The organism is Streptomyces sp. NPDC085481, assembly GCF_044541845.1.
GTDB lineage: Bacteria > Actinomycetota > Actinomycetes > Streptomycetales > Streptomycetaceae > Streptomyces.
In genome coordinates, this window is the sequence record NZ_JBITTJ010000001.1 from 413,825 (window position 1) to 428,313 (window position 14,489).

General features: G+C 72.5%; 13 protein-coding genes. 6 read left to right on the plus strand and 7 right to left on the minus strand.

Going from position 1 to position 14,489, the window contains the following annotated elements; genetic code table 11:
- Window positions 1-33: 33 nt before the first annotated feature.
- Window positions 34-1,482, plus strand: a complete 1,449-nt coding sequence (locus ACIGEZ_RS01960) for a hypothetical protein (protein WP_399824684.1) — start codon at window positions 34-36, stop codon at window positions 1,480-1,482.
- An 89-nt stretch (window positions 1,483-1,571) separates the two neighbouring features.
- Here the strand turns inward: ACIGEZ_RS01960 and ACIGEZ_RS01965 are convergent, their stop codons facing one another.
- Complete coding sequence (locus ACIGEZ_RS01965) at window positions 1,572-1,928, minus strand: iron-sulfur cluster assembly accessory protein (RefSeq protein ID WP_019885637.1); 357 nt, start codon at window positions 1,926-1,928, stop codon at window positions 1,572-1,574.
- Window positions 1,929-2,164: 236 nt separating this feature from the next.
- Between ACIGEZ_RS01965 and nadA the strand changes: the two genes are divergently transcribed.
- Window positions 2,165-3,352 (plus strand): quinolinate synthase NadA, encoded by a 1,188-nt coding sequence (gene nadA / locus ACIGEZ_RS01970; RefSeq protein ID WP_399824685.1) that lies wholly within the window; start codon window positions 2,165-2,167, stop codon window positions 3,350-3,352.
- 81 nt (window positions 3,353-3,433) lie between these two features.
- Here the strand turns inward: nadA and ACIGEZ_RS01975 are convergent, their stop codons facing one another.
- The 5 genes from ACIGEZ_RS01975 to ACIGEZ_RS01995 form a co-directional block, all read right to left on the minus strand.
- Window positions 3,434-6,553 (minus strand): efflux RND transporter permease subunit, encoded by a 3,120-nt coding sequence (locus tag ACIGEZ_RS01975; RefSeq protein WP_399824687.1) that lies wholly within the window; start codon window positions 6,551-6,553, stop codon window positions 3,434-3,436.
- Between the two features lie 177 nt (window positions 6,554-6,730).
- The gene (locus ACIGEZ_RS01980) at window positions 6,731-7,420 is read right to left on the minus strand and encodes a response regulator (protein WP_399824689.1); all 690 of its coding nucleotides are present in this window, start codon (window positions 7,418-7,420) and stop codon (window positions 6,731-6,733) included.
- A complete protein-coding gene (locus tag ACIGEZ_RS01985) occupies window positions 7,417-8,637 on the minus strand; it encodes a sensor histidine kinase (protein WP_399824691.1) in 1,221 nt (406 codons plus the stop codon). The genes ACIGEZ_RS01980 and ACIGEZ_RS01985 overlap by 4 nt, the downstream gene beginning before the upstream one ends.
- 73 nt (window positions 8,638-8,710) lie before the next feature.
- On the minus strand, window positions 8,711-8,989 hold the full coding sequence (locus tag ACIGEZ_RS01990; RefSeq protein ID WP_399824693.1) for a hypothetical protein: 279 nt from the start codon (window positions 8,987-8,989) through the stop codon (window positions 8,711-8,713).
- A 61-nt stretch (window positions 8,990-9,050) separates the two neighbouring features.
- Window positions 9,051-9,848: a PspA/IM30 family protein gene (locus ACIGEZ_RS01995; RefSeq protein ID WP_399824694.1), complete on the minus strand. Its 798-nt coding sequence runs from the start codon at window positions 9,846-9,848 to the stop codon at window positions 9,051-9,053.
- Window positions 9,849-10,107: 259 nt separating this feature from the next.
- Between ACIGEZ_RS01995 and ACIGEZ_RS02000 the strand changes: the two genes are divergently transcribed.
- Window positions 10,108-10,710, plus strand: coding sequence for a DUF3043 domain-containing protein (locus tag ACIGEZ_RS02000; RefSeq protein ID WP_399824696.1), 603 nt, complete (start codon window positions 10,108-10,110; stop codon window positions 10,708-10,710).
- Window positions 10,711-10,787: 77 nt separating this feature from the next.
- The gene (locus ACIGEZ_RS02005; RefSeq protein ID WP_399826172.1) at window positions 10,788-11,522 is read left to right on the plus strand and encodes a class I SAM-dependent methyltransferase; all 735 of its coding nucleotides are present in this window, start codon (window positions 10,788-10,790) and stop codon (window positions 11,520-11,522) included.
- 323 nt (window positions 11,523-11,845) lie between these two features.
- On the opposite strand, the gene ACIGEZ_RS02010 is transcribed toward ACIGEZ_RS02005, so the two are convergent.
- Window positions 11,846-12,052 carry a hypothetical protein gene (locus tag ACIGEZ_RS02010; RefSeq protein ID WP_399824698.1) on the minus strand — a complete coding sequence of 69 codons (207 nt, stop codon included), beginning with the start codon at window positions 12,050-12,052 and terminating at the stop codon, window positions 11,846-11,848.
- A gap of 100 nt (window positions 12,053-12,152) precedes the next feature.
- Between ACIGEZ_RS02010 and ACIGEZ_RS02015 the strand changes: the two genes are divergently transcribed.
- Both ACIGEZ_RS02015 and cobT read left to right on the plus strand, forming a co-directional pair.
- Window positions 12,153-13,355, plus strand: a complete 1,203-nt coding sequence (locus tag ACIGEZ_RS02015; RefSeq protein ID WP_399824700.1) for a bifunctional adenosylcobinamide kinase/adenosylcobinamide-phosphate guanylyltransferase — start codon at window positions 12,153-12,155, stop codon at window positions 13,353-13,355.
- A gap of 59 nt (window positions 13,356-13,414) precedes the next feature.
- A complete protein-coding gene (gene cobT / locus ACIGEZ_RS02020) occupies window positions 13,415-14,476 on the plus strand; it encodes a nicotinate-nucleotide--dimethylbenzimidazole phosphoribosyltransferase (RefSeq protein WP_399824701.1) in 1,062 nt (353 codons plus the stop codon).
- Window positions 14,477-14,489: the final 13 nt, after the last annotated feature.

Sequence of the window (14,489 nt, forward strand, 5' to 3'; positions counted from 1 at the left end):
CCGCAGGGATGCCATGGTCTGGAGGAGCGTGCGGTGAGCAGTACGGAGAACCGGCCCAGGAAGCGCGGCCCGCTCCTCGTCGCCTCGGTGGCGGCGGGGGTGCTGTTGGCCGGCGGCGGCGGTGTGTACTACGCCACCACGGCCTCCGGCGGGGGCGGCGGCGCCCAGGACGCGCCCGCCGCTCCCCCGCCGCTGAGCCTGAGCGACAAGGGTGGCGGTCCGGGTCCCGGCATCGCGCCGGGGGAGCCCGACCCGGGCGGCGGTCCGAACGGGACCGTCTACAAGGCCAAGGGACCGCTCCCCGAGGGGCCCTCCTTGGCCGCGGTCCACCGGCCCGAGGGCCGGGTCACCTCGGCGGAGGTGACCCGGCTGGCCGAGGCCCTGGGCATCGCGGGCACCCCGCGGCTGGTGGGCGAGGTGTGGCAGCTGGGCCCGGAGAAGGACGCCACGGGGCTGCGCCTGGACGTCTCGGCGAAGGCGCCGGGAAGCTGGACGCTCAGCGTGTACCAGGGCGGCCCGGCGGGCGACACGTGCCTGAAGGGCAAGGCCTGCCCGCCCCCAGGAGAGGGCAAGCCCCCGGGCGGCGGCTCCCCGGTGAGCGAGGCCGCGGCGAAGGCGGCGGTGGCGCCGGTCCTGAAGGCCATCGGCCAGGACGACGCGAAGCTGGACGCGAGCCAGGTGATGAACGGCTCGGTGCGGGTGGTCAACGCCGACCCGGTGGTGGGCGGCCTTCCGACGTACGGCTGGTCGACCGGCATCCACGTCGGGCCGGACGGCTCGCTGGTCGCGGGGAGCGGCCGGCTGCTGGAGCCGGCGAAGGACGACACGTATCCGGTGATCGGCGCCCGGAAGGCGCTGGACGCTCTGAACGAGGCGTCGAAGGGGACCGGCCCGATCGGGATCGGCGGCTGCGCGACCGATCCGCCGGCGGACACGGCCGAGAAGCCCGCGCCCCGGCCGGCCACCCCGCCGACCGCGCCCTGCCAGTCGATCGTGGACCTCGCGCCGCCGGACCGGGTGACGGTGACGGGTGCGACGTTCGGCCTGGCCGCGCAGTACGTGGAGGGCGAGCAGGTGCTCGTACCGGCGTGGCTGTTCCAGGCGCAGGGCAAGCCGGGCACGAAGCCGTACACGGTGGCGCAGACGGCGGTGGCGCCGGCGTACCTGGCGCCGACGGAGAAGCCCTCTCCCACGCCCGACGTGGGGACGGCTCCCGAGCGGCAGATCTCCTCGTTCCGTACGGACGCCGAGGGGCGCAAGCTGTCGGTGACCTTCTGGGGCGGCGTGTGCAGCACGTACGCGGTGACGGCGCAGGAGACCCCGCAGCAGGTCACGGTGCGGATCAAGGAGACGCCGAACGACCCGGGCAGGGCCTGCATCGCGATCGCCGTGGAGATCACCAAGACGGTGACGCTGCAGCAGCCGCTCGGCGACCGTCCGGTCGTGGACGGGGCGAGCGGGCAGGCCGTCCCCCGGCCGTAGCCGCCGTGTGAGAACGCGGCCGTGTGAGAACGCGCGGGAGGGCGGCACCCGGGGTCGGTCCCGGGTGCCGCCCTCCGGCGTACGTACGTTTAGCTGAAGCTGTCGCCGCAGGCGCAGGAGCCCGTGGCGTTCGGGTTGTCGATCGTGAAGCCCTGCTTCTCGATGGTGTCGACGAAGTCGATCGACGCGCCGCCCAGGTACGGGGCGCTCATGCGGTCGGTGACGACCTTGACTCCGCCGAAGTCCTTGACGACGTCGCCGTCGAGCGAGCGCTCGTCGAAGAACAGCTGGTAGCGCAGGCCGGAGCAGCCACCGGGCTGAACGGCGACGCGCAGCGCCAGGTCGTCGCGGCCTTCCTGGTCGAGGAGGGCCTTGACCTTCGCCGCGGCGGCGTCGGACAGGAGAATGCCGTCGCTGACAGTGGTCTTCTCGTCCGATACGGACATCTGCTTCTCTCCCGGGTTGGTACGGAGACTGCTTGCCGACGGTTGCAACCGGCGGGGCCGCGGATTCATTCCGGGCCGAGGCGTGTCTTTCCCTTTCATGCTCGCACACCCTGTCCAGCGAGCGGAGCGCGAACTCGTCACATCGACACTATGGCCATCGTCAAAGTGACGTGAAGCGGTTATGATAGATAGCGTCATTTCGACGAAAAGGTTTTTCGAGGCTCACCGTAGAAAGGGTGCGTGACGTGACCACCGCCCAGCCCCTGGACGTCCAGCCGACGCCGCTCGCCCTCCTCCTGCTCGGCCGCGAGGCCGACCCGAAGAGCGAGCGCGGCGTGGAGTGCCCCGGCGACCTGCCGTCGCCCTCCGACCCGGACCTGGTGGAGCGTGCCCGCGCCGCCAAGGAGAAGCTCGGGGACAAGGTCTTCGTCCTCGGGCACCACTACCAGCGCGACGAGGTCATCCAGTTCGCCGACGTCACCGGCGACTCCTTCAAGCTCGCCCGCGACGCGGCCGCCAAGCCGGAGGCCGAGTACATCGTCTTCTGCGGTGTGCACTTCATGGCCGAATCGGCGGACATCCTGACCACCGACGACCAGAAGGTCGTGCTGCCGGACCTCGCGGCCGGCTGCTCGATGGCCGACATGGCCACCGCCGAGCAGGTCGCCGAGTGCTGGGACGTGCTCACCGAGGCCAGCGTGGCCGAGCAGGTCGTGCCCGTCTCGTACATGAACTCCTCCGCCGACATCAAGGCCTTCACCGGCAAGCACGGCGGCACCATCTGCACCTCGTCCAACGCGAAGAAAGCCCTGGACTGGGCCTTCGAGCAGGGCGAGAAGGTGCTCTTCCTGCCGGACCAGCACCTGGGCCGCAACACCGCCGTCCGCGACATGGGCATGTCCCTGGACGACTGCGTGGTCTACAACCCGCACAAGCCGAACGGCGGCCTGACCGCCGAGCAGCTGCGCGCCGCGAAGATGATCCTCTGGCGGGGTCACTGCTCGGTGCACGGCCGCTTCTCGCTGGACTCGGTCAACGACGTGCGCGAGCGGATCCCGGGCGTGAACGTGCTCGTCCACCCCGAGTGCAAGCACGAGGTCGTCGCCGCCGCGGACTACGTGGGTTCGACGGAGTACATCATCAAGGCCCTGGAGGCGGCCCCGGCCGGCTCGAAGTGGGCCATCGGCACCGAGCTGAACCTGGTCCGCCGCCTGGCGAACCGATTCGCCGACGAGGACAAGGAGATCGTCTTCCTCGACAAGACGGTCTGCTTCTGCTCGACCATGAACCGGATCGACCTGCCGCACCTGGTGTGGACCCTGGAGTCGCTGGCCGAGGGCAACCTGGTCAACCAGATCGAGGTCGACAAGGAGACCGAGGCCTTCGCCAAGCTCGCCCTGGAGCGGATGCTGGCGCTGCCGTAACGGTTCTCCGCTCCGTACGCCGAAGGGGCGCCCCGCGTGATCGCGGGGCGCCCCTTCGTCATGCCGCGGGTGCCGTACGGGTCAGACGCCCGCCGGCTCCTTCGCCTGCGGCGGCACCGGCGCGTCGCCGGCCTTCGCCGCCCGCTTCGCCGCCTTCTTCGCCGCGCGGCGCTCCTTGCGGAGCTCCACCATCGCGTAGAGCGTCGGGACGAGCAGCAGGGTCAGCAGCGTCGAGGTGATCAGACCGCCGATCACCACCACGGCCAGCGGCTGGGCGATGAAGCCGCCCTGGCCGGTGACGCCGAGCGCCATCGGCAGCAGCGCGAAGATCGTCGCCAGGGCCGTCATGAGGATCGGGCGCAGCCGGTGCCGGCCGCCCTCGATCACCGCTTCGACGACCCCCAGGCCCTGGGCCCGGTACTGGTTGATCAGGTCGATCAGGACGATGGCGTTGGTGACCACGATGCCGATGAGCATCAGCATGCCGATGAGGGCCGGGACGCCCATCGGGGTGCCGGTGGCGACGAGCAGGCCGATGGCACCGGTCGCCGCGAAGGGGATCGAGACCAGCAGGATCAGGGGCTGTACCAGCGACCGGAACGTCGCGACCAGCAGCATGAACACGATCGCGATGGCCGCGAGCATGGCCAGGGCCAGGTTGAGGAACGCGTCCGACTGGTCCTCGGAGACGCCGCCGATGGTCGCGGTCGCACCCTCCGGCAGCTTGATCTGCGTGAGCTTGGTCTGGAGCGCCGAGCTCACCGCACCGGTGTTGTCGCCGGTCGGGGTGGCGGTGATGGTCGCCGCCCGGGCGCCGTCGATGCGGGTCTTGGCGACCGGGCCGGGCACGAGCTCGACGGTGGCGATGTCGCCGAGCTTCACCGGGCCGAGCGGCAGCGCCTTCAGCCCGGCCAGGGTGGTGACCGGCTTCGCCGAGGTGATCAGGACGTCCCGCTCGGTGTCGTCGAGGATCGCCTTGCCGGTCGGGGTGCCGTGCACGGCCTGGGCGACGATCATGCCAAGGGTGGTGTCGTCGAAGCCGGCGTCCGCCGCCTTGGCGTTGGCCTTGACCGAGACCCGCGGGATGGACTGCGACAGGTCGCTCTGGACGTCGGTGACGTCCTTCAGCTCCGCCACGCCGGCCTTGACCGCGTCCGCCGCCTTCTTCAGGACCTCCGGGTCGGAGGCCTTGACGACCACGCGCAGGTCCTGGTTGCTGAAGGCGTCGCCCGCGGCGATGGTGGTGTCGCCGATGCCGTCGAGCTTCCCGAGCGCCGTGTCGATCGCGTCGCGGGTCTTCTCGTACGAGGCGGAGTCCTCCAGGGTGATCTGGTAGGAGGCCTGGTTGGAGCCGGTGCCGCCGCCGAAGGCCGCCATGAAGCCGGAGGAGCCGATGGTGACCTGGTAGTCCTTGACGCCCTCGGTCTCGGCGAGGACCTTCTCGACCTTCTTCGCGGCCTCGCCGGAGGCGCCGAGGCTGGTGCCGGGCGCCAGCTCCTGCTTGATGCTCAGCAGCTTCTGCTCGCCCTGGTCGAAGAAGTTGGTCTTGAGCAGGCCGCCCATGCCGAACGTGACGACCAGGACGACGAGCGCGATGGCCACGCTGGTGAAGCGGCGCCGGGTGGCGAACCGCAGCACCGGCACGTAACCACGCTGCAGCCGGCTCTTGTTCTCCTTCTCCTCGGCCAGCCTGCGGGCCTCCTCCGGATCCTCCGAGGTGCCCTTGGGGGCGCGCAGGAACCAGTACGACAGGACTGGCACCACGGTGAGCGAGACCAGCAGGGACGCGAGGAGTGCGGCCGTGACGGTCAGCGAGAAGGAGCCGAACAGCTCGCCGACGATGCCGCCGACCAGACCGATCGGCAGGAACACGGCGACCGTGGTGAGCGTCGAGGACGTGACGGCGCCGGCCACCTCGCGGACCGCGGTGATGATCGCGGCCTCGCGCTCCTCGCCGTAGCCCAGGTGCCGCTTGATGTTCTCCAGGACCACGATCGAGTCGTCGACGACCCGGCCGATGGCGATGGTGAGCGCGCCGAGCGTGAGCATGTTGAGCGAGAGGTCACGGGTCCACAGCACGATCAGGGCGAGGACCACGGAGAGCGGGATGGAGACCGCGGTGACCAGGGTGGAGCGCAGGGAGGCCAGGAAGACCAGGATGACGAGGACGGCCATGACGAGGCCGAGCGCGCCCTCCGTGGTGAGGCCGGAGATCGACTTGGCGACGGCCGGGCCCTGGTCGGAGACGACGGTCAGCTCGGCGCCGGCACCGAGGTCCTTGCGGAGCTTCGGCAGCTTGTCCTGGACGGCGTCGGAGATGGCGACGGCGCTGCCGTCCTTGTCCATGGTGGCCATCACGGCGAGGCTGGGCTTGCCGTCGGTGCGGGTGATGGAGACCCGCTGGGACTCCTCCTGCTGCACCGTGGCGACGTCGGCGAGGCGGACCGCCTTGCCCCGCTCGGGCTTGATCCGCAGGTCCTGGATCTGCCGCAGCGAGGTGTAGCCGCCGCCGACCTGGACGGTGCGGCTCTTGCCCGCCTCGGAGAACGAGCCCGCCGGGAGGGTGGCACCGCCGTTGCGGAGGGCCTCGGCGAGCTTCACGGAGGTGAGGCCGGCCGCGGCGAGCTTCCTGTCGTCGGGGGTGACGGAGACCTGGAGGTCCTGGACGCCGTCGATGGTGACCTGGCCGACGCCCTCGATGTCCTCCAGGACCGGGACGACCGTCCGCTCCAGCTGGTCGGCCAGGGCCTGCGGGTCCTTGTCCGAGGAGACGGCGAGGACGACGGTCGGGATGTCGTCCGTGGAGCCGGCGACGACCTGCGGGTCGACGGTGTCCGGGAGCTGGGCGCGGGCCCGGTTCACGGCCTGCTGGACGTCGGCGACCAGCTGCTTGGTGCCCTCGTCGCCGTAGTCGAAGGAGGCCATGATGACGGCGCTGCCCTCGGAGGCGGTGGAGGTGACGCCCTTGATGCCGTCGACGGACTTGAGCGCGTTCTCGAGCGGCTCGACGACCTGCTTCTCCACCACGTCGGGAGAGGCACCCTGGTACGGGGCGAGGACCGAGACCACGGGGAACTCGATCGAGGGCAGCAACTGCTGCTTCAGCTGCGGGATCGCGATCGCTCCGAAGACGAGCGCGACTATGGACATCAGCCCGATCAGGGCCCGTTGCGCGAGGCTGAATCTGGACAGCCAGGACATGGGGACTCTCTTCTGTGGCGTACTCGGCAGGCGTCCGGGCACCCCCGGGGGTGCCGTCCGGGCACCCGAGGGGTGCCCCGTCTACACGATCAGCCATGTGAAGGGCCCGATCCTCGGCCCCCGGGCCCAATTCCTTATGCCGCGCATACCGCGTCTGGAGTACGCCGCCCCCTCGCCTCACTCCACCCTTGGACGTACGAGGCCCGACTCGTAGGCCGTGACCACCAGCTGGGCCCGGTCGCGGGCCCCGAGCTTGGCCATGGTCCGGTTCACATGGGTCTTGACGGTGAGCGGGCTGACGTCGAGCCGGTCGGCGATCTCGTCGTTGGAGTGGCCGCCCGCGACGAGGACCAGGACCTCGCGCTCCCGGGCGGTGAGCGCCGAGAGCCGCTCGGAGTACGCCCGCCCCGACTCCCCCTCCGGGTCCGAACCGCCGCCCTGCGCGAGGAACTTGGCGATCAGCCCCTTGGTCGCCGCCGGGGAGAGCAGCGCCTCGCCGGCCGCCGCGATCCGGATCGCGCCGAGCAGCTCCTCCGGTTCGGCGCCCTTGCCGAGGAAGCCGGAGGCCCCGGCGCGCAGCGACTGCACGACGTACTCGTCGACCTCGAAGGTGGTCAGCATGACGATCCGTACGGCGGAGAGGTCCGGGTCCGCGGTGATCATGCGGGTGGCGGCGAGCCCGTCGGTGCCCGGCATCCGGATGTCCATCAGGACCACGTCGGCCCGCTCCGAGCGGGCCAGGGCCACCGCCTCGGCCCCGTCGGCGGCCTCGGCGACCACCTCCATGTCCGGCTCGGAGTTCACCAGGACCTTGAAGGCGCTGCGCAACAGCGCCTGGTCGTCGGCGAGCAGTACCCGGATGGTCATGTGTCCTCCCCGCTGTCCACCGGCACCGGCAGTATCGCCTGCACCCGGAAGCCGCCCCCGTAGCGGGGTGCGGCGGTGAGCGTGCCGCCGAGGGCGGTCACGCGTTCACGCATGCCGAGCAGGCCGTGGCCGCCGTGCCGGCCGGGCGCCGGCTGCGGGGGGCCGTCGTCCAGGACGGTGATCTCCACGGTCCTGCCCACCCGCACCACGCTCACCTCGGCCCGGGCGTCGGGCCCCGCGTGCTTGCGCACGTTGGTCAGCGCCTCCTGGATGATCCGGTACGCGGCGAGGTCGACGGCCGCCGGCAGGGCGGCGCCGTTGGTGCGGGCCAGTTCCACCGGCAGGCCGGCGTTGCGGAAGGTGCCGAGCAGGTCGTCGAGGACGGCCAGGCCCGACACGGGCTCGGTCGGGGCCTCCGGATCGCCCGACTGGCGAAGCAGGCCGACCGTGGCGCGCAGCTCGTCGAGCGCCGAGCGGCTGGCGGTGCGGACGTGCGCGAGGGCCTCCTTGGCCTGGTCGGGACGCTTGTCCATGACGTGCGCGGCCACCCCGGCCTGCACGTTGACCAGGGCGATGTGGTGGGCGACGACGTCGTGCAGGTCGCGGGCGATGCGCAGCCGCTCCTCGGCGACCCGGCGGCGGGCCTCCTCCTCGCGGGTGCGTTCGGCCCGCTCGGCCCGCTCCCGGATGGCGTCCACGAAGGCCCGTCGGCTGCGCACGGCGTCGCCGGCGGCCGCGGCCATCCCGGTCCAGGCGAAGACGCCCAGGTTCTCCTGCGCGTACCAGGGGGTGGGCCCGAAGACCATGGCTGCGCAGGTCAGCACGGCCATGGTGGCGAGGCCGAGCCGCCAGGTGGTGGGCCGGTCGGTGCGGGAGGCGACGGTGAACAGGGCGATGACGGCGCTCATCGTGACGGGCGCCGGGCGCACGTCGCTGATCAGCCCGATCAGCGAGAAGACGGTGGTGGCGGCGAGCACGGCGATGGGCCGGCGGCGGCGCAGCACCAGGGCGGCGGCGCCGAGCAGCATGAGCAGCACACCGCCCGCGCTGGGCGTGCGGTCGCCGAAGGTGGGCCCCATGGGGCTGCCGTGCGGGTCGGTGAAGGAGCCGGCGATCATGGCCACGAGCACCAGGAACGCCAGACCCGCGTCGAAGGCCAGCGGGTGGGCCCGCAGCCAGTCCCGGCTCCGCGAGAAGAGGCTTCCGTGGGTCGTCACAGCAGGAAACGGTACGGGGTCCGGGCACGGCCGCGCCCCGCCTCCGCGGGGGAGACGGGGCGCGGTCGGGGCGTCAGCCGGGGATGAGCCCGTCGTCGGAGAGCATCTCGCGGACCTCGTCGAGGGTCGCGTCGGGCGCGGGCAGGATCAGTTCGGACGGCTCGAGGGCCTCGTCCGGGAGGGGTTCGCCGAGCCGGCGCACCGCCTCGAGGAGGGCGCCGAGCGTGCGGCGGAAGCCCGCCTCGTCGCCCGACTCCATCTCTCCCAGGAGCTCGTCGTCCAGCTTGTTGAGCTCGGTGAAGTGACTGTCGGCCAGCTTCCACTGGCCCTCCCCCATGATCCGTACGATCATGACGTCCGCCTGTTCTGCCGCTCGAGCGCTACTGCTTCGCCACTGCTTGGCTACTGCTTGGCTACTGCTTGTCGAAGCGCGGGTGGGACTGCTGCTGGTCCTGCGGGGTGCCGGTCTGGCCGCCGCCCTCGATGGCCTGCTGCTGCGCGGACGAGCCTCCCGCCAGCTCCGCCTTCATCCGCTGGAGCTCCAGCTCGACGTCCGTGCCGCCGGACAGCCGGTCCAGCTCGGCCTGGATGTCGTCCTTGGCCAGGCCCGACTGGTCGTCGAGCGCGCCCGAGGCGAGCAGCTCGTCGATCGCGCCGGCCCGCGCCTGGAGCTGGGCGGTCTTGTCCTCGGCCCGCTGGATCGCCAGGCCGACGTCGCTCATCTCCTCCGAGATGCCGGAGAAGGACTCGGCGATCCGGGTCTGCGCCTGGGCCGCCGTGTAGGTCGCCTTGATCGTCTCCTTCTTGGTGCGGAAGGCGTCGACCTTGGCCTGGAGGCGCTGCGCCGCGAGGGTGAGCTTCTCCTCCTCGCCCTGCAGGGTCTGGTGCTGCACCTCCAGGTCGCTCACCTGCTGCTGCAGCGCGGCCCGCCGGGACAGCGCCTCGCGCGCCAGGTCCTCGCGGCCGAGCGCCAGCGCCTTGCGGCCCTGGTCCTCCAGCTTGGCGGACTGGCCCTGGAGCTGGTTCAGCTGCAGTTCGAGGCGCTTGCGGGAGGTCGCAACGTCGGCGACGCCGCGGCGCACCTTCTGCAGGAGCTCCAGCTGCTTCTGGTACGAGTAATCGAGGGTCTCGCGCGGATCCTCGGCCCGGTCGAGGGCCTTGTTTGCCTTCGCGCGGAAGATCATCCCCATACGCTTCATGACACCGCTCATGGGCTTCGCGCGCCCCCTTCTGACGGACTCGGCTCCAGCTCTCCAACAGAAACCACACTACGGTTCCTGTCTCCATTACCGCACTGTTCGGGGCCCGATGTGCTCCTCCCCAAGGACGAGTGCGGATCACGCGCCCTCCGGCCCAGGGAGTACGGCGACCCCCAGGACTCCCCGTCCCCGTACGCAAGGACGCAGGCCGTTAGCGGATCGTTCCCGCCCACGCTGGGGTCCATGCCTGGCAGCACGTACCCTTGGCCTTGTGTTCCGTAGCCGTTCGAAGGATGAGAAGGCCCCCACCGAAAAGGTGACGGCGGACCTCTCCAAGCAGCCCCGCGACCCCGAGGCCCCCAAGGGCCGCCCGACTCCGAAGCGGAGCGAGGCGCAGACCCAGCGCCGTCGTGCCGCGACGGTGCCGACCGACCGCAAGGAGGCCGCCAAGCGCCAGCGCGAGGCACGCCGCTCGGACCTGGCCCGTCAGCGCGAGGCGCTGGCGAGCGGCGACGAGCGCTATCTGCCGGCCCGCGACAAGGGTCCGGTGCGGCGCTTCGTCCGTGACTTCGTCGACTCGCGGTTCGCGGTCGCCGAGTTCTTCCTGCCGATGGCCGTGGTGATCCTCGTGCTGTCGCTGTTCGGCAACACCAACCGCTCGCTGCAGAACATCTCGCTGCTGCTCTGGGCCGGTGTGATCGTCATGATCGTCATCGACTCGATCGGCATCTGGATCCGCCTGCGCAAGCAGCTGAACGAGCGCTTCCCGAACGAGCCGAAGCGCGGCGCGATCGCGTACGGCCTGATGCGCACCCTCCAGATGCGCCGGCTGCGGCTGCCGAAGCCGCAGGTCAAGCGCGGAGAGCGGCCCTGAGCGGGCAGGACTCCGGTTCCGGTACGGGCGGCGGGACGCTCCCCGTCGTCGCGCACTGGCCGGCCGTTCCCGGCGGGCTGCTTGACACCGTCCGCCAGGAGTTGATCGCGCGCCAGCTCGACGAGCAGATAGCCGGCCGCTACCCCGTGGGGCAGCGGCTGCGCATCCTCGACGCGGGCATGGGCCAGGGCGCCCAGGCCCTGCGCCTGGCCCGGGCCGGACACACCGTGACCGGCCTGGAGGCCGACCCCGAGCTGCTCAAGGCCGCCCGCGAGTCGCTGGCGACCGAACCGGCCGGGATCCGCGAGCGGGTCCGGCTGATCGAGGGCGACGGACGCGAGACCGGGGTGCACTTCCTGCCCGGCAGCTTCGACGTCGTCCTCTGCCACGGCGTCCTGATGTACGCCGACGAGCCCGACGCCCTGCTCGCGGGCCTGGCCCGGATGCTGGCCCCCGGCGGCCTGCTCTCCCTGGTGGTACGGAACGCGGAGGCACTAGCCATGCGGCCGGGCCTCGCCGGGGACTGGGCGGGCGCACTCGCCGGCTTCGAGTCGGACGTCTACACCGACCGCAACGGGGTGAAGGTCCGGGCGGACCGGCTCGACGCGCTGGCCTCGACCCTCTCCGGCATCGCGGCCCCGCTGCACGCCTGGTACGGGGTGCGCGTCTTCACCGACGGCGTCCCGGGCGACGAGGGCCTGCCGGCCGCGGACGAGCTGGAACGCCTGCTCGCCGCCGAGGACCGGGCCGCGCGGACGGACCCGTACCGGCGGATCGCGGGGCTGCTGCACCTGTGCGGCGTACGGGGCTGATCGCGGCGCCCGCGCGGCGTACCGGCCCGGCGGCTGCACGGCGTGCGGGCTGATCCCGGGCCCGCGGGCCGGTCCCGGCCGCATCCGGCGGATCTTGGCCGGGTCCGGGTCACGCGCTCGCGGCCGCGCCGCGTCCTGACCGGTGTGACCACCGCCGGAGCTCCCGCAGCGCCCTGGCCATCACGGGCCGTACGGTCCTCGGCGACGCGTACGAGCCGACCGGTGTCGCGGAGGTCGAGGCCCAGGCGGACGGCGGACGGCGCGCGAAGGGGGTGCGGGCCCGACCGGCCCGCACCCCCGTCAGCGACCTGCCGGCAGACGGCCTAGCCCTCCGCGTCCAAGGGCATCGGGCCGTAGATCTTGCTGCCGTCCTCCGACAGCGTCACCTGGTCCGCGCCGCCGTCGAGGAGCTCGCGCCAGTTCTCGCCGATCCAGGACTCCGCGTCGCCCTGGGTGGTGAACTCCTCGGGTGTCACGGCCGGTGCGACCTCCGTGCCGTCGGACTTCTCGAACCGCCACGTCCATGCCATGTCCGCCTCCTGGGGATCCTGGGGCTCACCGGATGATCGGTTTCCTGCCCGCAGCGTAGCCGGGCGCGCACCCCTTGCGGTGACGCGGGAGGATCTGAGGGTGGAACTGACTCTGCTCGGCACCGGCGCACCCCTCGGACTCCCCCGCCCCGAATGCTCCTGCGCGGTGTGCGCGCTGTCCCGCGGGGAGCGGGCGCGGGCGGCGACCTCGCTGCTCGTGGACGGTGCGCTGCTGCTCGACCTGACGCCGGAGGCCGCGCTGGCCGCCGCCCGCTCGGGCCACTCGCTGGTCGGCGTGCGGCAGGTGCTGCTGACCCACCCGCACGACGGACCGGCCGTGGAGGTGCCGGCGGGGCTGCCCGCGGCGGGGCGGGTGCCGGACGGCCGGGAGTTGACGCTGATCAGCGGGCACCGGGTGCGGGCGGTGCCGATGGACTCGCCGGGTACGGGCTACGAGGTGACCTCCGCCGACGGCGAGCGGTTGCTGTACCTGCCCCCGGGCGGCGCGCCCGCCGGGCTTGCGGACGACCACCGCGCCCCGTACGACATGGTGGTGGCCGACGTGACGGGCCGCCCGGACGGTCTGGCCCGGCTGCGGGCGGCCGGGGCGGTCGGGCCGAGCACCGACGTGATCGCCGTGCACCTGGACCACGACGCGCCCACGGGTGCGGAACTTGACCGGCGGCTCGCGGCGGCGGGGGCGCGGGCGGTGCCGGACGGGACGACGCTGTACGTGGGCGAGTACCACGCCGTGCCGGACGTGCCGCGCCGCACGCTGGTGACGGGCGGGGCCAGGTCGGGCAAGTCGGTGGAGGCGGAGCGTCGCCTGGAGACCTTCCCCGAGGTGCTGTACGTGGCGACGGGCGGCACGCGCGAGGGCGACCCGGAGTGGGCGCACCGGGTGGGCCTGCACCGGGACCGGCGGCCGGGCTCGTGGCGTACTGCGGAGACCACCGATCTCGTACCCCTCCTGAAGGCGGAGGGACCGGCGTTGCTGATCGACTGTCTGTCGCTGTGGCTGACGGACGTCATGGACCGGGTCGGGGCGTGGGACGACGACCGGTGGGCGAGCGGCGGCCGGGAGGCGCTGGCCGAGCGGACCGCGGAGCTGGTGGCGGCGGTGCGGGCGACCCGCCGCACGGTGGTGGCGGTGACGAACGAGGTCGGTTCGGGGGTGGTGCCGGCGACGGCGTCGGGGCGCCGGTTCCGCGACGAACTGGGACGGCTCAACGCGGCCTTCGGCGACGAGTGCGAGCAGGTGCTCCTCGTGGTGGCCGGCCAGGCGCTGGTGCTGCGCGGGTAGGGTTCGAACGACTGATGGACCATGCCCCGACCGATTGACGTCTCTAGGCGGAACGAACCTTGAACCTCGACGACTTCTCCGATCTGATCGAGCGCCCCGACGGGGGGATACGGCGCGATGCCGAGGAGCGCAGGGAGCGGCTTGCCGTACGGCCGGGTGCGCTCGGGAGGCTCGACGAACTGGGCGAGTGGCTGTCCGCCGCGCAGGGCGCGGTGCCGGCCCGGCCGGTGGAGCAGCCGAAGGTGGTGCTCTTCGCGGGCGACCACGGGGTGGCCTCGCTCGGCGTGTCCGGACGGGCCGCGGGCGGCGCGTACGAGCTGGTGCGCGGGGTGCTCGACGGGGCGAGCCCGGTCGCGGTGCTGGCCCGCGCCCAGCAGGTGCCGGTGCGGGTGGTGGACGCGGGTCTGGACTGCGATCCGGAGCTGCTGCCGGCCGAGGTGACGCGCCGCCGGGTGCGCCGTGGCACGGGCCGGATCGACGTGGAGAACGCGCTGACGCTCGACGAGACCCGCGCGGCCCTGGAGCTGGGCATCGCGGTCGCCGACGAGGAGGCCGACTCCGGCACCGATCTGGTGGTGCTCGGCGATCTGAGCGTGGGCGGTACGACCCCGGCGTCGACGCTGATCGCGGCGCTGTGCGGCACGGACGCCTCGGTGGTGACCGGCCGGGGCGGCGCGGGGATCGACGATCTGGCGTGGATGCGCAAGTGCGCGGCGGTCCGGGACGCGCTGCGCCGGGCGCGGCCGGTCCTGGGCGACCAGCTGGAGCTGCTCGCGGCGGTCGGCGGGCCGGATCTGGCGGCGATGACCGGGTTCCTGCTGCAGTCCTCGGTGCGCCGGCTGCCGGTGATCCTGGACGGCGTGGTGGGTGCGGCCTGTGCGCTGGTGGCGCAGCGGGCGGCGTTCCGGGCGCCGGACTGGTGGCTGGCGGGCCAGGTGAGCGGGGAGCCGGCGCAGGCGAAGGCGCTGGACCGGATGGCACTCAACCCTCTCCTCGACCACGGCGTCACTGTGGGCGAGGGAACCGGGGCGTTGCTCGCTCTTCCCCTCGTCCGGGCCGCCGCCGCGCTGGCCGCGGAGCTGCCGGAGGTGACCACTCCGGTGGCGGACGAGGAGGACTGAGCCGGATCACGGC